The following is a 19,614-nucleotide window of genomic DNA, read 5'->3' as shown; positions in this document are numbered from 1 at the left end:
AAGCTCGGGTACTGTTTATGCCACTTTAAGCTGTCGGTACATAAAGGGTTAGTAACTGTTCAGTAACTAATATGCACACTCAACTCGACCGTTCTGGGTGCGGCAATAGCAGCCTGAGCGGGATAGAAAATATCCGCCCATGGTACATATTCTTCGTTCAGTAGATTGCGTACGCTGAGATTAAAGCGGGTATGCTCAAACTGATAGGCAGCAAACAGGGTCAGCGTCTCATAGCGTTTGAAGGTAACCGAATTTTGAAAATTGGCGTAGCGGTCACTGACATGACGTATACCCCCACCAATTTCCAGCGGTAATGACAGGACCTGATCCCAGCTAAACCAAGCATTGGCGACAATTTCAGGCACATTAGGCGGGGTATGGCCACTGGCATTCACGCCAAAATCCGGGTCGACAAAAGACTCATAACTCGCATTAGTGTAGGCGATATTGCCACCGACACGAAAATGGGGCGTTGGCTGACTGGTGATCGCCAGTTCTAGCCCCCGCGCAACATGGGTCCCCGAGTTACCTACCGTATCATGAGATGTCAGTAGCAGGATGTTACGGCGAGCTATATTATACCAGGCCGCGGTCAATTCACTGTGCCAGGCCGGCAGTATGGCTTTCATTCCCGCTTCGTACTGGCGTATATCTGTAAAATCGAAGTTTTCACTGGCGTTGACCAGATAAATATTGGATCCGACCGGATCGTGCCCGGTGCTCCAGTGCGTATACAGGCTGAGTGACTCGTTGAGCTGATACGTCGCACCTATCTGATATGCAAGCGGGGTAAAAGTACGCTCAAAACTTTCATCTACAAGAAAGGTTCCTGAATCATCATAGTTGTCTCTGTCCAGTTTAATGTGGTCGCGCCGCAGCCCGCCAAACAGGCGCAAACTCGGGGTTACCGACAGCGTATTATTAACATACACGCCCCATTGCTGGATGTCGGTTGGACTGAGGTGTTTGTCCAAAGCGCCGAACTGACCAGCCACAGGCTCAAATAACGAGACGCTGTCTCCTGCGGGAAATCCTCGCTCCCGGCTGAAGTCGGTGACTTTAAACTCAGCGCCAAAGGCTAACTGATGCTGCATCTTGCCAATCTTGTGGCGATAAACCCCTTCGAACTGGTTGCCGTAAAAGGTGTGCTCGTGGAAGACAAAAAAGCGGTCCCGGTCGACTAAGCCTGTTGCGGGATTAAATACATAGCTTTCTGCGTTTTTCCAGGCGCGGTCCGCTTTGAAGTGAAACAAGGTATTGGTCAGCGAGAGTGTGTCTGTTGGCTGCCAGTTTATGTTCAGGCGAGACCATAAATGTTCCGAGTCTGAACGGCTGTCTTCAACATTATAGTTTAGATAGCGGGTATGCTGATCCAGCACCCGGCTGTCGTTGGTAGCGACTATGTCGTCCATTGGTTGCTGCGCAAACTGCACAGGAATAAAAGGCGTGCCCCAATAAGCCGGCAGGTCATCTTCCAGATAATCAAAACTGAGCAACCAGCTCAGGTCAGGGGAAGATTGCCAGAGCAGGGAAGTGGTTGCATTTAAAGAGTGGGAATGCGTTTGGTCAACCCAGCCGTCTGACTGCGCTTTATTAATGTCGACCCGCGCTGCGCTTTGTGCTGAAAAGGGAAGGTTAATGCCTATGCCCCATTCCCGGGTATCGAAGCGAGACTGAGAGACAAAGGCTTCTGTGCTGGTGGGGGCGTCCAGTTGCGGCTTTCTGGTCACCATATTGATGGCGCCAGACGCCGTTCCCTGACCATATTGTAATGTGGCGGGTCCTTTGATGACATCTATTTGTTGCAGGTTAAAGGTGTTGTGTGGCCGCATCGTCATGGAAGCCGGGCCCAGTTTAATGCCGTCCCGTAAAACCGAAACGGAGTCGCGAATAAAGCCTCGCATAGCAAAGCTGGAAGGTTCAGCGGGTGACTCACCCGATATGACTCCCACCAGATTCTCGACAGCACCGGTCACTGAGGTCAGGCCGCGTGCACGCATGGTTTTACGCTCAATCACATCTATGCTGAAGGGTAAATGCAGTGCTTTCAGGTTGAATGGGTTCGCACTGGCAGGGGTGGTTTCCAGATTCAGATCACGCACTGCGGAGCCTGTCAGGTTCACGTTAAGTAGCTCATCCAGGCTCATTTCAAACAGGTCGACGCTTTCAACAGCCTGTATGCTGGCAGCAAATGGCCATGCACAGAGTAACAAAAGGGGCTGACTGGCACCACGCAGCTTCATTTTTATCATTCAGAATCATGTTATTAATCTTGTGTTTACTTAGTGTAGTTCAGTATGGTCGGTTCGTCCGTAAAGCAGGCTAAGTTGAAGGAAATGAGATTGACTATTGCTAAAGGTGTGGTTGAATTTTGACCACACGCTCAGATGCTGTTTTCTGAGTGTGTACTCTGTTGGTGCTGGAGTAAGGCACTGACTCACTCAAAAACACATGTAAGGACAAGCTATGCAACTCAAACTCAAAAAATCACCAGTCAAAAACCTCAGCCACAAAACACTGGACACGCACAATACTCAGGCTATCGCCGCTGGTAATGGGCCCAGTGCCAGTAACCCCATTGTTTGCCACAGTTACCCGGTGTGCTGGACAAAAACCTACTGCTGGACCGCATAACGGCGCAACACATCTATGCCTGAGTCACCGACTCGGGCATCATAAGGTTAAGATGTTGAGTATGTAAGGTCAGCCTTAGCGCCAGGCCTGGTGTCATCCGGTGGGCTGTTATCTGTCCTTGCTGAGCACTGACCAGTTGTGCGACCAACGCAAGTCCAATCCCGGTTCCCTGAGTCGTGCGGGTTAGTTCACTGCCTCCCCGATAAAATAACTCAAATAGCTTATCGCATTGTTGTTGCGACACACCGGGACCGTAATCGCGGATCTCCAGCTCCAGTTTGTCTCGATTGTGGTCGTTGCGTCTAAAGGTAATGTCGAGCTGTCTGCGTGCCGGGTCGGTGATGCCCTCGGCAACGAAGAACTTGACGGTGTTTTCGGTAATGTTAATCACCACCTGCGCAAACGCATCCTGATCGACTAACACGGCGGCCTCTTCAGACAAAGGAGGCTCAATGGCCATATTCAGGGTAAAGGCGTGTTTATCTAGCAAGGTTGATGTCTTTGAACGAATAATATCGGCCAGCATAGTGACTGGCACGTATTCGGGATTGACCTGGCTCAGTCCGTCCTGATCATGATGATTCAACCGTGTCAGGAGCAGGATATTGTCGATCAGACGGCTTAGCCGCTCACTTTCACTGTGAATAAAGCCGTAATAGTCTTGCCGGGCATCCGTCGATACCACAGTACCTGAGCGCAGCATTTCGGCATACATACGAATGGCGGTAAGCGGTGTTTTGAGCTCATGGCTGACCGAAGACACAAAATTCATTCTCTGCTCTGCAAGCGCCAGCTGTTTAACACTCAGCCGATAAAATCCGTAGCAGGCACCCAGAATTGTCAGTATAAGCAACAGGGCAAATACACTGCTGTACAACATGGTCTGACTCATGGGCAGAGTATGGGTCGTAAAGTGTAATGTGTAGTTGTTAAATGGCCAGCGCAGGGTGTCGCTATATAAGAGTTGCTCACTCAGGTCAGTGGGAATGTCGGCTTGTGCCAGGCGACGTGCAGGCGACTGTGAATGGGTAAGTAAAAAATGCACTGGCTCCGGCTGAGATGTCATTGCATTATACAATTCATTGGAGCCGCTTGAACTATCTGCATCCAGCGTCAGTAAAACCGGGAGGTCAAACTGACTTTGGCTCAGGTACTCACTGACAAGGCTCAGTAAATACGGGTCTCGCCTGACCAGATAACCTTGCAACTTTCGCTGCGCGCCAACTTTGGGCAGACGGTAGAAAATAAAGTAGCCAGGCACATCAAACCACAGCTGGTACAGGCCGCTTTCTTTGCTTAATCCCTGCGACAGCTTGCTCTGCAATGCCTCGGATTTAGACAGGATCTGGTATATGAATCTTGCCTGTTCGTAACGTTGTTGTAACTCGGGTGAGGCTTTCTTTAGCTCTGAACCTGGATTTACAATGTCCTTATCCGACAGGGGCTCTGGCCAGATTGGACTGTTGAACCGACCCTGTGCATCAAACTGAAAATAACCGACCAGCCCCTGAATAGGGCGGGTGGCCGTTGGTCTGGCAGGATCCAGATGTGACAGTACTGAGGGCATCTGCAGGGTTTCGTCGGTGAGAGGGTTATACACCGCCTGATAGTAGTCAAATGCGTTGACTGGCAGCGCATCGGTAAGTAGCCGGCGTTTAAACATCTTGCGGTCAATTTGTAATATCAGGTGACGAGCCTGTTCCTGATAGGTGTTCAGTTGGTTCTGTTTAAGCTGTGCAAAACCAAAGTAAAGCAAAATACCCAGTGGTATTAACAGGCACAGTAAAAAGGTGCCGGCCAGCCAACGCAGTCGCTGTTTGCGCTGTGCATAGCTCATTAGTTGAGTGTCTTTAAACCACATAGCGATGCCGTTACTGAGTGTACAACTGATAGCCTTCACCACGATGGGTGACCAGATGGCGTGGTGACTTAGGATCCTGCTCTATTTTTTTGCGCAACTTGGCAATATGAATATCGACCGTACGCGTATCTATGTCCCCCACGGTTTTATAGCCCCAAACCTGATGCAATAGCTCATCACGACTGACGGGTTTGTTCTGACGTAGCAGGTAACTTAATAAACTGACCTCGCGACGCGTGTATTTGACGGGCTGCTGATAAGACGTTCCGGTCAGTGTGTGCGGACAAACACAGACGTCTTTGCTCAGGAGCAGCTTTTCTTCATGCTGGCTCCAGCCCGAGCGGCGCACCAGCGCATTGACGCGCAATACCAGTTCCGAGGTTGAAAAGGGTTTGGCCACATAGTCATCGGCTCCGAGGCTCAGGCCATTGATAATGTCCTGCTCGGTGCTTTTGGCCGTCAACATCATAATGGGTTGAGTTGCAGAGGTTTGTCTGAGTGCTTCGCAGATCTCAAAGCCGCTCATTGATGGCAACATGACATCCAACAAAATACAGGCATAGTCGTTCTGTTGTGCTCGTTTAAGACCTTGTGCACCGTCCATTTCACTGTCGACGTCATAGCCATGAAAAACAAATAAATCGGTCAGACCACGCAGAATGGCTGGTTCATCTTCTACGATCAGCAGGGTGGGTTTCATCTTGTTGTTATTCCCTTTTTATTCGCGGCCAGTGATGTGAAAAATCTAGCTGGCCCGGCGCCAAAGTACACGTAAACTTTTGTAAAACCTGCGCCGTTTTATTTTACATAGCTTGCCTGTTGTCACGCCCATACGCCCTCTAAAGTAGACTGCATCGTCCCGTTGGAGAAGTCACCATGGATATAGTGAGAACGAAAAAAAGCCCCCTGCTAAGACATAAAGGCAAAGCGATGAGTGCACTGGGCTTGGTTGTGATGACCTGCCTGGCTGTGTTTTTTAACCGTCATACTAGCGCGACCAACCTGGTAGATAAAGCCCCGTTGTTGATTGATACCGTTCGCCGGGGGGAGCTAAAAGTCACGGTACGAGGCAGCGGCGTGCTGGTACCCGCTCAGATCCGCTGGATAACGACCCCGGTAGATGGCCGGGTGGAACAGGTTTTTAAGAAAGCCGGGGCGCAGGTAAAGCAGGGGGATGTACTGCTGCAACTGAGTAACCCTGAACTAAAAGAGTCGCTTGATCAGGCTCGTTGGCAGTTACAGGCACTGGAGGCACAGACCCATGCGGAGCAGGTGACGCTGGAGTCTGCTTTGCTCGATCAGGAAATTGCGGTGGTTGATGAAAAGCTAAATCTGGAACGCGCCGAACTGACCCTGGCTGCACAGGAAAAACTGCTGGCGCAGGGGATCGTTGCCGTCTCTAAGATTGATTTTGAAGAAGTTAAAATCAATGTCGCCCAGTTTCGCCAGCGTTTTTTACTAGAGCAGCAGCGTCTTGATAAACGGCGCGAAAACCTGGCAGCGCAGTTACGCGCCGGTAACGCAAGACTCAACAGTTTACGCAAGCAGGTCGAGCGTATTGAACAACAGGTGAATGGGCTTACAGTGATAGCCACCATGGATAGTATTGTCCAGGCCATGCCACTGGAGCCTGGCCAGCAGATCAGTGCCGGGAGTAACCTGGCTATGCTGGCCAGAAATGATCAGTTTGTTGCCCAGCTGCGTGTACCGGAAAACCAGATCAAAGATGTACAGATTGGTCAGGCTGTCGTGCTGGATACCAGGGCAAGCCAGATCAAGGGCGCAGTACAGCGCATTGATCCGGCCGTCAGCGATAGCGCGGTGCTGGTGGAAGTGGCGCTCAGTGGAGCGCTGCCCAAAGAAGTCCGTCCGGCCTTGAGTGTGGATGGGGTCATAGAGATAGCAACGCTTGCTGATACCTTATTTGTTAAACGCCCGGTCATGGCCAGTGGATTTAGTCAGGCCAGTCTTTATCTGCTGGATCAGTCTGGCGAGCAGGCCAGTCGGCAGCCTCTGACATTTGGTCATATGTCCAGCCAGTACATTGAAATTGAACATGGTGCGACGGTCGGCACCCGCATTGTTTTGTCGGACACGTCACACTGGCAGCACAGCAACGTGCGCTTTAGTCAGCCGTTTTCTGCGCAGTATTAGCCCCCACTCTACAGGAGCACCGAGTATGTCAACTCAATATCCAAACCATGAAATGCTGGTTGAGCTAAACCAGTTAAATAAAGTCTTTGTCAGCGATGATGTCGAAACCTGGGCGCTGAACAACATCAATTTACGGATCTCAAAAGGGGAGTACCTTGCCATCACAGGGCCATCCGGCTGTGGTAAGTCGACCTTGCTGGCTCAGCTTGGGTTGTTGGATACCCCGACCAATGGTACCTACTGGCTGGCAGGGCATGATGCCGAACAGATAGATAAAAATGAACGCGCACGGATCCGAAATAAGGAAATAGGGTTCATTTTTCAGGCATTTAACTTGATCAGTGACTTGAATGTTGAGGATAACGTGGCTTTACCACTGACATATCGCCAGGACCTGAGCCGGGAGCAGCGACGTGCACGTGTCGCGGCGGCACTTGAGCAGGTAGAGATGGTCCATCGCGCCAGTCATTTTCCTGCTCAGTTATCTGGGGGGCAACAGCAACGGGTAGCCATCGCAAGAGCCATTGCTGGGGAGCCTGCAATTATTTTAGCGGATGAACCAACGGGCAACCTGGATTCCAAAAATGCCGCAGCTGTGATGGCACTGCTAGATACCCTGCACCATAACGGCGCGACGATTTGCATGGTAACTCACGATATGTCGTCGGCATTACGTACCGGGCGGATCATTGAAATGAAAGACGGCGCAATTGTGTCGGACAGTCCCACGTCTGCCCGTTCTGCCATTGCAGTGTAAGTGGCAATTTGCTGAAGAGGAATTGAGTATGCCTGCCTGGATAGATATCCGATATGCAGTTCGGCTGCTGCTAAAAAAGCCCCTGTTTACCCTGACCACCACTGCCATTGTGACGGTGGGACTGGCACTGACTTTGTACACCTATACGCTGATGCAGCAGCTGGTGTTTAAGCCCCTGACTTTAGGTCAGGATACGCAGCTTATCGCCATTGCAGGTGAGTTTAAGGCTGCCCATGGTGCCCGCCAGCGTGTTGATCCCTATCATCTGAATCGAATTCAGGCGCACAGTACGTTATTACAGAGTATGAGTCTGTATCAATCGGCAGTGCGCACTGTGGGCAGGCTGGGTAATGAAGCCATGTCGCAAAAAGTGCATCTGACCTACGTACAGTGGGATATATTTGAGGTAGCAGGTGTGCAACCTTTGCTTGGCCGCAGCTTTGGCCCAGCTGATCAGCAAAATGAAACACAGTCGGCGGTGGTGCTGAGCCATGATATCTGGCAACGGGTCTTCGATGGCAATGAAGATATTATTGGTCAGGTGGTTCAGGTTGAGGCTATCCCTGTACAAGTGATAGGTGTCATGCCGCCTGGGTTTGCTTTTCCAACTCGGGCTCAGGTTTGGCAAGTTATGACTCAGACCCGGCTATCGCCTGCCAACCCGTCGAATCGGGGAGGGTTGCAGGCAATAGCCAGGCTTAAGCCTGATGTTACTCTGGCACAGTTTCAACATGAGCTGGCCACTTTGTTGCAGCGCCAGATCCAGACCCTGCCACAGGAGTTTGCCTGGCGTTCTGATGTGCCGGGTGGCTACCTGCAGGCGGTGCCATTTAAACTCAGCGTCGATGTGTTGTATCAGCACTATTCTGTGCTGGTGGCCATGATGTTGGTGGTGTTACTGATCTTACTACTGACCTGTATCAATGTGGGTAATTTACTGCTGGCCCGGGTGAATGAGCAGATCCGTGATGTGGCTATTCGGGTTGCGTTGGGTGTGCCACAGCGGCGTTTAATTTTGCAGATGCTGTGGGAAAGCACGTTGATTTGTTGTTTTGGCGGAATATTGGCATTGGGGCTGGCACAATGGGGGATGACACTGACCAATCAGGCATTAGACGAGATCTTTGCATTGAACGGCGCGCGCCCTTTCTGGTGGACGATCAGTTTATCGCAGGACTCAGTCTGGATGTTACTTGGCGCTGTTTTAATGATGATACTCATCACCGGTTTAATTCCGGCGTGGCGCGCTTTGCAAGGAGGTATGAATGGCATTTTACGTGACGGTACCCGGGGCGCTGTCAGTAAACGTGCGGGCAGAGTGAATCAAGTGTTGGTGATTACCGAAATCGCTTTGTCCTGTGTTGTATTGGTCATTGCAGCAATGCTCCTGGGGAGTAGTTTGGCTGCGCAACAGGCGGATTATGGTGTACAAACCGAGCAGCGTCTGACAGCGTCGGTGCGTTTGGCGTGGGGGAGTTATCGTTGGAATGGGGGGGAGCCACAAGCGCGAAAAAAGCGCAATGATTTTTACTACGGGCTTAAAGAAAAGCTGGAACAGCTTCCAAACGTGCGTAGTGTTGCCTATTTCAGTAGTCTGCCGGGGACTGGCGGAGGCACCTCACACTTTGAGATCCAGGGACAGGCGGCAGAGGTTTTTAGTGACAACCCAATGTGGAACTTTGAAGTAGTCAGTCGGGATGCGTGGCGAACGGTTGGTATGCAGCTGCTTGAAGGGCGCGATTTTAACCTGACAGATCTGGCCATTGATAGCCGTGAACTGCGTAACAGTGGATCACCGGTCATTATTAATGCGGCGATGGCACGGGAGTTGTTTCCACAAGGAAGTGCTGTGGGGCAGCGTATTCGTACTCTGGATGGAGAAGGCTGGCATACGGAATGGCGGACCATAGTCGGTGTGGTGTCTGATAGCATTCATGGCCCGACACTGAATGCCACCAGTACTGCGTATACCGGTTATGGCCTGATGGATCTGCGGTCGTGGTGGATGAATATAGTTGTGCATTATAGTGGCGATGAGTCAGAGGCCATTGCAGCGTTGCAGCAGATTATGATTGACCTGGATGCGGATGCAACGGTACACCAGATCCAGAGTTATCAGAGTTTAATTAAACAGCCTCTGCTTTTGATGGAATCACTCAATCAGGTGTTCTTAGTCGGCGGGCTGGTCGCCTTGTTTTTAGCGGCCAGTGGCATATATGCAATGTCTGCGAACAGTATTACTTTGCGCAGTCAGGAGATTGCCACCCGGCGTGCCCTTGGCGCACCAGATAAACAAGTGGTTGGTTTGTTTGTCAGGCAGGCGCTTGTGCAGCTGGCAGTGGGATTGATCGTGGGAGGGCTTAGCGCATTGTGGATCAGTGGACAGCTCACAGGTGCCATGAACATCGATCCTCACAGTTATGTATGGGCACTGCTTGGGATCCCTGCTTTTATCGTTTTGCTGGTACTGCTGGCCACTCTATTGCCAGCCTCACAGCAGGTTAAAGCGCCGCCTGCACAGGCATTACGACAGAGTTAAGTGTGAAGATATGTGGTGGACACCCTAATAGGGTTAAGGCACAGTAGGGGTTTTCTGATTACTGTAATCACCTATGCTTGCTAATTTTATTACGCGTGTTCACCATGTCGCGATTATTTGCTCAGATTATGAGACATCTAAAGCTTTTTATACCGATATTATTGGCTGTCGAGTCGTCGCCGAACATTATCAGCCAGGACGTGAGAGTTATAAGCTGGATCTGTCACTGCCCGACGGCACTCAGATTGAATTGTTTCACTTTGCCTCTGCACCTGCGCGGCCCAGTTACCCTGAAGCTCAGGGATTGCGTCATCTTGCGTTGTCAGTCACCGACATAGAGGCGGCACGCAATGCGTTGCTTGCTCAAGAGGTGAGCTGTGAATCTATCCGGGTTGATCCCTATACCCAGCAACGGTTTTGCTTTTTTGCTGATCCTGATGGCTTACCCCTGGAACTATATGAAATGCCGGATTAGTAAAATGCGAATGCGTGACGAGACGCTGAGTATCAGATTGTTCCTTTTTTAAATCCGTATGATACCATCGGGATCTCGTCATATCAGGAAGTAATAATATGAAAAAACAAAGTGTATTCTTAGGGCTGTGCTTGCTGGCACTGGGCGGTTGTCAGGTATCTCAGCCCGCGCCGTATGAGAAAGACAAGGCTCCCGAGGAGCGTCAGGAATACAATGGGGTCGATGGCCTGGCTCAGGCACAACAGGATCAGGTATACCTGATGGATAAGGAGCTCAGAGATAAATGCAACAATGCAAAGGTTGATCTGGCGGTGGCCAAAGGCGATAAAAACGACAAAGAAATTGCCAGACAAATAAACATCATCAAACAAACCTGCAGACAATAACAATATAAACAGGGCCGCATTAATATGCGGCCCTGTCGTGATTTACTCGAATGACGTTTATCAAGCGAGATTAATCAAACCAGGTTACTGGAATGAAGTTAATCAAAACTCACACTCACTTCGTTCGAACAGATGTCACTTGCCTGACAGATCTTGTAGGTGAAGCCGGTAACCGCCGGGTCACGGCCGAAATCACGGAACTGACCTGAGTTGTTCACGGTACGAAGTAGTGCACCGTCGCGGTAAATATCGACCTGGTCAGCGCTGCTTCCAGACCATGACAATGACACGCGGTAGAAGCCAAGGCGTGACTTGTTAGTGCGTACCACTTCCAGCGCAATATCATCAGAGCTGACAGTCACTTCCTGCGTCGTACTGTTGCTGTTGCCTTCACTGTCAGTCACAGTGAGGGTAGCAGAGTAAGTACCAGACGCGGTATAGACATGTGTCGGGCTCGCTTCGCTGCTGCTGTTACCATCTCCGAAGTCCCATTGCCAGCTGACGATATCGTTATTGGCATCGGTACTGCTGTCAGTAAAGACCACGCTCAGACCGTCTTTTTCGAAGCTGAAGCCTGCGACCGGAGGCTGCGCAGAAACTTCGCCAAGGCCTGTGAGTGTCAGGGTCCAGTTATTCAGTGTACCGGTATCCACACCCGCGTTATCAGACACGTTTAGCGTCCAGTCACCACGTGCCGTTTCACCATTGAAGGCCGCAGAGTTGAATGTATCAACCAGGTTATCAGCGCTGCCACCAGCACGGTTATGTAGCGTCACTGAGGTACCTGCCGGAGATGTCAGGGTGACCAGCAGATCGCCAATATAGGTGTGAGTAATGTCCACCAGCGTGCTGCTGCCGAAAATCGTGATGTCATCAGCAACGGTGATTACTGAGCTGATGCCATTAGCGTCGTTATCAGGAATATCCACAGCCGTTGTGTTGTCATAGCTGAAGTCGCTCAGGCCCTGCGGCAATACAGACAGGCTAACCGTTTTACTTTCAGCCAAATCGCCAGATGTGGCGTTGACGGTGAAGCTGTAATCGCCCCACTGAGTATCTGCTGTAGTGGGGACAGTCAGAGTCACAGTGTTACCCGGAGTAACTGTGCTTTGTGACAGAACAGCACCCGGCAATGCGCTGTCTAGCGTCAGCGCGATGTCACCCTGCCAGTCAGCAACTGAGGTGAAATTGAACTCATAGCTGGCCGTATCGCCCGCTGTGATCTCTTGGGTACCAGGTGTGACACCGACTCTGAAGCCCGGTGTCGGATCGGCATCAAGTAGCGCCTGATGTGCATTCAGACGTGTGCCTGCAACGGTTTTGCCGTCCAGGTCTGCATTTGCATCACCACTTTGCATCAGCAGGTTTTTCAGCGACAGAGTATCCAGTGTAGGGTCAATCGACAATACCAGCGCCGCGGCACCTGCGACGTGCGGAGTTGCCATCGAAGTACCAGAGAAGCTACTGTAGCCACCGCCCGGCACAGTTGACAGAATCGCGCTACCCGGTGCACCCATGTCAACAGAAGTCAGACCCCATTGCGAGAAAGACGACATAGTGTCATTGTCTGTGGTTGAGGCGATAGAGAATACGCTGTCATGCTCATAGCTTGAAGGGTAGTGTGGGTTGCTGTCGTTGTCGACCGCGCCGTTACCGGCTGCTGCCACAAACAGGATGTCTGCATTTTCACTGGCTGTGATTGCATCCGATAGCGCCTGGCTGAAACCGCCGCCCCCCCAGCTGTTATTCAGAACGCGAACGTTATGGCCAGCCTGTTTCAGAGATACCATGTAATCAATACACTCGATGGCGTCTGCGGTTGAACCACTACCTGAAGAGTCTAAGAACTTACAGCCCACAATCGATACTTCATGGTTTACGCCCACTACACCGGTGGCATCGTTACCCGTTGCGCCTATAGTGCCCGATACGTGCGTACCATGGCCCTGATCATCCATAGGATCGCCTGACCCTGTGATGGTATTGACACCGTAAACATCATCAACAAAACCGTTGTTATCATTGTCGATGCCATCGCCTGCGATCTCACCCGGGTTTTGCCACATGTTTGCCACCAGGTCCGGGTGCGTGTAGTCCACACCGGTGTCGATAACCCCGACAATCACATCTCGTGACCCGATGCTGATATCCCAGGCTTCAGGTGCATCGATGTCGGCATCGTCCACACCGCCAGTTTGTCCTGTGTTATGCAAACCCCATAGCTCGCCAAAACGCGCATCGTCAGGAATACCCAGTGCTTTTACCTGATAGTCTGGCTCGACATATTCTACTGCCGGGTGTTTAGCCAGTTTGGCAATGGCCTCTTTGCTGCTGATCCCATCCAGTTTGAAGTTGGCAAGACGGCCTGACAGGACATGCTTATAACGATCATCTACTTCGTCGGCGTTGTTATCTGAGATACGCGCTTTTACCAGGCTACGAGCCTGAGCTCGCAACGCACTGGATGCCTCTTTTTTGAATACCACGATGACGCTGTTGTCATTGGTTTTTTCTGTTGCTGTGATCTGTAGCGCAGCTTGAGCTGCACCGCTGAAAAGTGGCAGTAATGCCAGTGTTAAGGCAGAAAATTTTAATTTCATCATTTGTCCTAGATAGTAAGTTGGTTTGTTAACCATGACGTCATGGTGTGTGCTCGACTAAGTGGGCATGATGTGTGATCCGCCAAGCCCTCAGGCCGACGGTCGATAACTCGGTTTGGCAACTCAGCTCACGCTAAAACAGCCTGAATTACGGATGCAATTTCAATATGTAAAAAAGTCGTTAAAATACTGCTTTTTTGGCATTTAGCTGGTTTTGATAGGGTATTATTCATGCTTTTTTGTGAGCTTTGCGGTCCTGAACTGATTATTCTTTGACTCATACTATTTTGTGAGATTGTCTCGTACTAATATAGGTAAATTGGCGGTTTTTATTTTAACTACATGAATTTTATATAATTAATAGAATCCAAATTATTTCTAATTTCCCTTACTAACACAGCACTCTAGAGTGGCTACATGAGTTCGAAAAAACGTGCAAACACTGCTCAGCCAGACGCTGAGCACCGGACTCAGGCTTTGATGACTAAGCGAGTATGAACGCGGCCCCGCTCATTGACGGTATCCGGTGACGGACGACGGTCTTTGTGAGCGAAGCTGAAGATAACCCGGGTTAACAGTGTATTGCGTCTGTTTCAGCGTACGTTAGGAGCCGGCAACCTCCGTTAAGACGATACGTTCTAAACCAACAGGCAAGCAATGCGAGTTGAAGGAAATTGCAAAATAACGATTAATAACTCTAAGGAGAACCAGGTGAAATTTTCAAAATCACTGACCTGCTGTGCAATTGCATTGGCATTATCTGGTGTCAGCGTTGCACAGGCTGCCGACACAGAGGCAAAAGCAGCTTCAACGTCTGAGTTGGCACAGCTGATCCAGATTGATAATACGGGAAATACGCTGACGGTAACCCAGCGTTCTGATAATGGTGCGGGCAATGTACTCACCAGTTCACAAGAAGGTGAGTCGAACGTCAGCGAAGTGTCAATTGCGGGGGATGGCAATATCACCACGGTTGCGCAAGCTGGTACAGGCAATCTGACCAAAGTAACCGCTGCGGGCGATGGCAATACGCAGGAATACAGCCAAGATGGTGAACAAAATGGTGCACTGACTGAGCTCAATGGTAACGATAACAACCTGAACATCACTCAGCGTGGCGTTGGTTACCTGGGGATCAACAACGAAGTCACCAATACCATAAATGGTGACGGTAACCGTATTCATGTTGAACAAAGCAGTGGCGGTCATTGGTTCTATAATACCGACATGCAGGGTAACAATAACCAGGTGACGGCTGTTCAGCAAGGGACCTGGGGTGAAGTGAATATTGACCGTGTACAGGGCGATCAGAACAGCATCGAGGTTGACCAGAACGGAACCTACAACGAACTAAATCTGGCGAGTCTGCAGGGCAACGACAACGATCTGAGCTTGTCTCAGGAAGGTAACTACAACAAGTTTACCATTGATACGCTAGCCGGCAATGATAACGAGTTACAGGCAGAACAAAGCGCTGGTGATGGTAACCGAGTTGAAATGGCCGAACTGCAAGGTGAAAGTAACCGCATTGATCTGGAGCAGGAAGGCAATGATAACCGCATGACGTCGACCCTGTTTGGCGGTGATAGTAACTATGTCACGGTGGCACAGCTGGGTGACAACAACCAGACAACGTTCGATGTGGTTGGCAATGACAACGACTTTGACGCGCAGCAGCGTGGTAACGATAACCAGGCATATCTGGGCGCTGCGGGCAATGACAATGAATACAGCACCTTGCAACTAGGTGACAACAACCAGCTACACATTGCGAAATTTAATAGCAATGGCAGTGAAGTCGGTGTTATCCAAAATGGTGATAACAATGAGGTTGTGCTGCAGTCATCGCATCCTGATAACTCACTGACCAGCAATAATAATATGCTAAATGTTGCGCAAACAGGTGACAGCAATGGCGTGTCAGTTACGCTGGCGTCTGTGACTGAAAGTGGGTTAAATCAGCTTGATCTGGTCCAAAATGGCGAGCTCAATGCTATCGATTTGATGCTTGAAGGAAATGGTAACGACATTGCGATTGAACAAACCGGCGGCGCTAACTTTGTTGCTGGTGTGGGTTCTGGTGCATTCGTTGTGAATGGCAGCGATAACAACATCCAGATTAATCAGGACGGCTTTGGCAACCTGGTTGAGGGTGGGGTTAATGGCAGTGGCCAGACTATCAACATCACGCAGGTCGGTGACTACAATGTCGCGACTGTGACTCAGCAGTAAGCAAATTGGTCACAAAGCCGGATGGCTTTGTGACCAGGTTTAACACCATGAAGATTTACCTATTTATTTTGGGTGTCTGGCTTTTGAGCTTTACCCCGTATAGCCAGGGAGCCGACGAAGAGGTCGAACTGGGCGGGCTGGTCATTGATCAGAGTATTAGCCGTTTTGGCTATCAGTTTTATTTTGATTTTTCACAGCTGTGGCGCGATGTACCGGCGACAGCAGGTGTGAATATCACCATTAAAGAAACCGTACTGCCGCGCGCTGGCACCCGGTTACAGGTATTTATGAACAACCAGCTGGTGTATGCCACAGCCATGGGGCGTCGTGGTGGGCCACTTAAGTCGCGCGTTGAGGCAGCTTTGTTTGCCATTATGGACGCCATGGCCAGTGCACAGCATCAGCAACACTCTCCAGATTTAGCAACAAGCGGGTGGTAACAATGAAAACAACAATAATATGCTGCTTTGGGGCGTTATGCAGTTTGTCACTGCATGCCACTGAATTGGTTTACAAGCCCATTAATCCGTCATTTGGCGGTAACCCTCTCAATGCCAATATGCTGCTAAACAAAGCACAGGCACAAAATAAGCATCGCGCACCTGTGATTGAAAAGTCCTACGGCGACCGCTTTCAGGAATCGCTGGAGCGGACCTACCTGAATCGCATGGTGCGGGAAATCACATCCACCGCATTTGGCGATGAGGTCGAGGACAGTATTTTTGATAAAGACTCGACCTTTATGAGTGGTGATTACGAAATACAGGTGATCACCAGCACACCGGATTCCATTACGGTGCAGATCACAAACACCCTTACGGGAGATATTACGACGCTGGAAGTACCGAGGTTTGGTTAATGAAGTATTTGAGTATTACCTGTGTGATATTACTGCTGAGCGCCTGTAGCGCTCTGCCCGTACTGCCTCCGCCCACAGTAAAGGCCGAGCCGCTGGCAGCCACTGAGGTGTTCAGTGAATTGAAGGCATTGCCAGCGCCGCGCGGACCTATCCCGGTTTCTGTGTATTCGTTTCGTGACCAAACAGGGCAATATAAGCCTCAGGAAAATGTCAGTTCGTTTTCGACGGCGGTGACCCAGGGAGCCAACTCGATCCTGATGCAGGCGCTGCACGAAACCGACTGGTTTATTCCTATTGAGCGTGAGGGACTGCAAAACCTGCTGACCGAGCGTAAGATCACCCGGGCCGCGATGCAGGATAAAGATAACGCCAACAGTCTGCCGCCGTTAACCCACGCCAAGCTGATCTTTGAAGGGGGGATCATCAGCTACGACGCCAATATAAAAACGGGTGGGATGGGAATGGAATACTTCGGTATTGGCGCCTCCGAATTGTACCGTGAGGACACCATCAGTATTTATCTGCGCGCGGTCGATGTTCGTACCGGACAAGTCTTATTGTCGGTCGCCACCAGTAAAAAAGTATTGTCTAAAGAAATGCGTGCGGGGTTTTTCCGCTACGTGAGTTATAAACGGCTCGCAGAGGCAGAAGCCGGATACAGTGAAAATGAGCCTATGCACATATGTGTTACCCAGGCGATAGAAAAAGCCCTGACGTTGCTGGTCCATCAGGGCCTCGAAAAAGGGGTCTGGGCGGCAAAATCCACACAGCCGCAGGCTGGTTAATTGGCCAGCCCGCCAAATGGAATATGTTGCTGGGCCCAGTTGGCCAGCTCAATTCGGTTGCGTGAGTTGGTCTTTTTAAACGCGCTGTATATGTGGGTTTTAACAGTGTGACTGCTGATATTCAGAGAGTCGGCAATGTCGTCGTTTTTGGCACCATCGGCCAGTAGCCGGATCACGGATTTTTCGCGTTTGGTGAGCGAGGCCAGGGTAATATCACGCTGCTCGTCCGACAGTGCTGGCAAAGTTTGCGGCAGGCGCTGCATCAGAGCGCTGAATGCCAGTGAAATCGCGCCTCTGCCGAACCAGAGTTCACCACCGAGTACGCGCTGGATGCCCTTAAACTGACTTTCGGGAGAAGCGCCCTGATAGAGTACACCTTTAACATTGGCGAGTAGGGCGGTTTGTTCGTTCAGAGTATCCGGGCAGGCATTGAATAACAAGACGCTGTGATGTTGTGCCAACGCCCTGAGCTGTGCGCTGAGTAAATCGCGACATTCGCGATGACTGACATCGACCAGAAACAGCTGGTATTGTGATCGTTGCTCAGTGACGGGCAGGCGGGTATCGACCTTGATATTGTTACCGCAAGCCTCAAGCATTTTGACAAACATGAGGAAATCCTGACTTAGCGTGTTGGTCTTTTGGTCTGTCAGGACGAACAGAGCACCACGCGTTTGGTTGTCTGAATACATCATTTTCTCGACTGTCCTTTTGTTGTTCCATTAACTTAAATATACATATTTTTTACAGGATGTTTAGTACTTATTTTCAATTTTTGGAACTGACCGGAGCCGTATCTTGTATTGGAACATTCCACCTGATCGCAGGTAAGGTGACGGAGAATTGGTCAGGTAGTGCGTAAGAGCTGGACCTGCTGCATTAGCTGTTACTCACAGGGGAGTCGTAAGCAGGTGGCCAGGTTGCTGGCCTGACCACCTCGGTTGGTAGGATATTTATCGGTAGAGAGCTCGCCATGCACAGGTGCGATAGCCATTGCGTTCAAAGTAAAAGCGATTGCAGTTGTCGTCGTAATTATAGTTACCCACATCCACCCGGTAGCCGCTGATATAAGTATTGTGAAGAGACACGAAACGACCATTATAAAGCAATGAAAAATGCAGGTGTGGCCCACTGGATTGGCCACCCTGACACAGCGCTGTGTTGTAGTCATTGGCATAGCGACCCAGCCAGGCACCTGCATCAATCACGTCCCCTGTCTGATATTGCAAGGCGTCCATATGATAATACTGAGTAGCGTAACCGCTGGGATGTGTAACGCGGATATTACAGCGTGAGTAGCGGGTTACGGTTCCGCCGTGGGCTGCCTGGACCCAGGGCGTATTCGACCCCCAACCGCCTGAGTTGTTATTAAAGTCCAGCGATGAATAGGGGTAACCAGAGCCGGTATTAGAGTGTGCGCCACCACTGTACCAGGCATAGCCAGAGGGCCAGGGAAAGTTAAGATAAAAATTGTTCTTAATCGTCACGGACTCTGTATTGGAGGTCTGTAAGTGTGCTTGTGGGTTAAGGAGAGCATCGCCGAACAGCTGCTGGAAGTGTCTGGCTACTTTGGCAACGTTACCTTGATCGCCCAGTAGTGTGTGCAGGGCAAACGTTGCCGGGCTGACTGAGCGGGCATGGCTGAGTGTGTGATGTAACACGTCTGACTGCTGACCCTGCTGCTGTTCAAAAGCGTAATAGCGTTGCGACAGGGCTGTGGTGATTGCTGCCAGTTGCGCCGAAAATCCTGATTGTGACACCAGCGAGCCAAATGGCTGTTCGAACGCTTTGGCTGAGGGCGCGGTGAGTAGCTGACTCTGTTGTTCCATCAGCGCTAATAACAGCTTAGGGTTAATGCTGGCATGGCCAGCCCAGTGCAGCAGGGTTTCAAGCTGAGGTAACAGGTGGGCAGCATGACTTGCAAGCAGGGATTCCCAGTCTGTTTGTTGTAGTGGGTTACTGAACAGAAAGTGTTGTGGGTCAATGTTGAGCAGCAGAGAAATCGCATGTTGCGTCAGTGTATCTTCAGGTAGCTGATAAGCCGCGGCATCATGGTGCTGGCCCTGTGCATGTATCTGCGTGCCGCTGAGCCCTAGTGCCAGCGCGGCGTAGTGTAGTGTTTTCATGTTGTATCCTCATTAAGGTGAGTTCATGATCAGGTATATCCTTTTGTTGAATAAATGTATAATTTGAGTTTTTACTCTGTAATTTGTTTTTGTTTCTTAATGTTTACATTTTTGTTTCATTTTAGTTTGCAATTAGGCTGACGACTGGTATCACAACAAAGGACGTTGAACCGGGTTTAAACCGGGCGAACGTCTGGTGTTTCAGA

The 19,614-nt window shown here is 50.4% G+C and carries 16 protein-coding genes; 10 read left to right on the top strand and 6 right to left on the bottom strand.

What is annotated here, in order from left to right:
• Positions 1 to 59: 59 nt before the first annotated feature.
• Positions 60 to 2,252: a TonB-dependent receptor gene (locus NH568_RS12795; RefSeq protein ID WP_253047942.1), complete on the bottom strand. Its 2,193-nt coding sequence runs from the start codon at positions 2,250 to 2,252 to the stop codon at positions 60 to 62.
• Between the two features lie 214 nt (positions 2,253 to 2,466).
• On the opposite strand from NH568_RS12795, the gene NH568_RS12790 reads away from it, so the two are divergent.
• Positions 2,467 to 2,634: a hypothetical protein gene (locus NH568_RS12790; RefSeq protein WP_171045299.1), complete on the top strand. Its 168-nt coding sequence runs from the start codon at positions 2,467 to 2,469 to the stop codon at positions 2,632 to 2,634.
• Positions 2,635 to 2,647: 13 nt separating this feature from the next.
• Here the strand turns inward: NH568_RS12790 and NH568_RS12785 are convergent, their stop codons facing one another.
• Both NH568_RS12785 and NH568_RS12780 read right to left on the bottom strand, forming a co-directional pair.
• Positions 2,648 to 4,495, bottom strand: coding sequence for a HAMP domain-containing sensor histidine kinase (locus NH568_RS12785; protein WP_253047940.1), 1,848 nt, complete (start codon positions 4,493 to 4,495; stop codon positions 2,648 to 2,650).
• A 10-nt stretch (positions 4,496 to 4,505) separates the two neighbouring features.
• Entirely contained in the window at positions 4,506 to 5,195 is a 690-nt protein-coding gene (locus NH568_RS12780; protein ID WP_253047938.1) for a response regulator transcription factor, read from the bottom strand.
• Between the two features lie 176 nt (positions 5,196 to 5,371).
• Here NH568_RS12780 and NH568_RS12775 point away from each other — a divergent pair, with 176 nt between their 5' ends.
• The 5 genes from NH568_RS12775 (at position 5,372) to NH568_RS12755 (ending at position 10,806) form a co-directional block, all read left to right on the top strand.
• Positions 5,372 to 6,649 carry an HlyD family efflux transporter periplasmic adaptor subunit gene (locus NH568_RS12775; protein ID WP_253047936.1) on the top strand — a complete coding sequence of 426 codons (1,278 nt, stop codon included), beginning with the start codon at positions 5,372 to 5,374 and terminating at the stop codon, positions 6,647 to 6,649.
• Between the two features lie 25 nt (positions 6,650 to 6,674).
• Positions 6,675 to 7,406, top strand: a complete 732-nt coding sequence (locus NH568_RS12770) for an ABC transporter ATP-binding protein (protein WP_253047934.1) — start codon at positions 6,675 to 6,677, stop codon at positions 7,404 to 7,406.
• 28 nt (positions 7,407 to 7,434) lie between these two features.
• A complete protein-coding gene (locus tag NH568_RS12765) occupies positions 7,435 to 9,945 on the top strand; it encodes an ABC transporter permease (RefSeq protein ID WP_253047932.1) in 2,511 nt (836 codons plus the stop codon).
• Between the two features lie 73 nt (positions 9,946 to 10,018).
• On the top strand, positions 10,019 to 10,420 hold the full coding sequence (locus NH568_RS12760) for a VOC family protein (RefSeq protein WP_253047930.1): 402 nt from the start codon (positions 10,019 to 10,021) through the stop codon (positions 10,418 to 10,420).
• A 98-nt stretch (positions 10,421 to 10,518) separates the two neighbouring features.
• On the top strand, positions 10,519 to 10,806 hold the full coding sequence (locus NH568_RS12755; protein ID WP_253047928.1) for a hypothetical protein: 288 nt from the start codon (positions 10,519 to 10,521) through the stop codon (positions 10,804 to 10,806).
• Positions 10,807 to 10,904: 98 nt separating this feature from the next.
• On the opposite strand, the gene NH568_RS12750 is transcribed toward NH568_RS12755, so the two are convergent.
• On the bottom strand, positions 10,905 to 13,406 hold the full coding sequence (locus tag NH568_RS12750) for a S8 family serine peptidase (protein ID WP_253047926.1): 2,502 nt from the start codon (positions 13,404 to 13,406) through the stop codon (positions 10,905 to 10,907).
• Positions 13,407 to 14,117: 711 nt separating this feature from the next.
• Between NH568_RS12750 and NH568_RS12745 the strand changes: the two genes are divergently transcribed.
• Genes NH568_RS12745 through NH568_RS12730 form a run of 4 tightly spaced genes read left to right on the top strand, consistent with a single transcriptional unit; the run spans position 14,118 to position 17,282 of the window.
• Complete coding sequence (locus NH568_RS12745) at positions 14,118 to 15,638, top strand: curlin (protein ID WP_253047924.1); 1,521 nt, start codon at positions 14,118 to 14,120, stop codon at positions 15,636 to 15,638.
• A 47-nt stretch (positions 15,639 to 15,685) separates the two neighbouring features.
• On the top strand, positions 15,686 to 16,078 hold the full coding sequence (locus NH568_RS12740; protein WP_253047922.1) for a curli production assembly/transport protein CsgE: 393 nt from the start codon (positions 15,686 to 15,688) through the stop codon (positions 16,076 to 16,078).
• A 2-nt stretch (positions 16,079 to 16,080) separates the two neighbouring features.
• Positions 16,081 to 16,497, top strand: a complete 417-nt coding sequence (locus NH568_RS12735; protein ID WP_138544679.1) for a curli assembly protein CsgF — start codon at positions 16,081 to 16,083, stop codon at positions 16,495 to 16,497.
• On the top strand, positions 16,497 to 17,282 hold the full coding sequence (locus NH568_RS12730; RefSeq protein ID WP_253047920.1) for a CsgG/HfaB family protein: 786 nt from the start codon (positions 16,497 to 16,499) through the stop codon (positions 17,280 to 17,282). The genes NH568_RS12735 and NH568_RS12730 overlap by 1 nt, the downstream gene beginning before the upstream one ends.
• On the opposite strand, the gene NH568_RS12725 is transcribed toward NH568_RS12730, so the two are convergent.
• Together NH568_RS12725 and NH568_RS12720 are read right to left on the bottom strand one after the other, a co-directional pair.
• Positions 17,279 to 17,977, bottom strand: a complete 699-nt coding sequence (locus NH568_RS12725) for a response regulator transcription factor (RefSeq protein ID WP_054016008.1) — start codon at positions 17,975 to 17,977, stop codon at positions 17,279 to 17,281. The two genes, NH568_RS12730 and NH568_RS12725, sit on opposite strands and share 4 nt — an antisense overlap.
• Positions 17,978 to 18,235: 258 nt before the next feature.
• Entirely contained in the window at positions 18,236 to 19,408 is a 1,173-nt protein-coding gene (locus NH568_RS12720) for a M23 family metallopeptidase (RefSeq protein WP_253047918.1), read from the bottom strand.
• Positions 19,409 to 19,614 lie beyond the last annotated feature (206 nt).

This window comes from Pseudoalteromonas sp. XMcav2-N (assembly GCF_024124545.1).
In the GTDB taxonomy this organism is placed as follows: domain Bacteria; phylum Pseudomonadota; class Gammaproteobacteria; order Enterobacterales; family Alteromonadaceae; genus Pseudoalteromonas.
The sequence above is the reverse complement of the archived record's forward strand: the minus strand, read 5'-3'. Positions and strand labels throughout refer to the sequence as shown.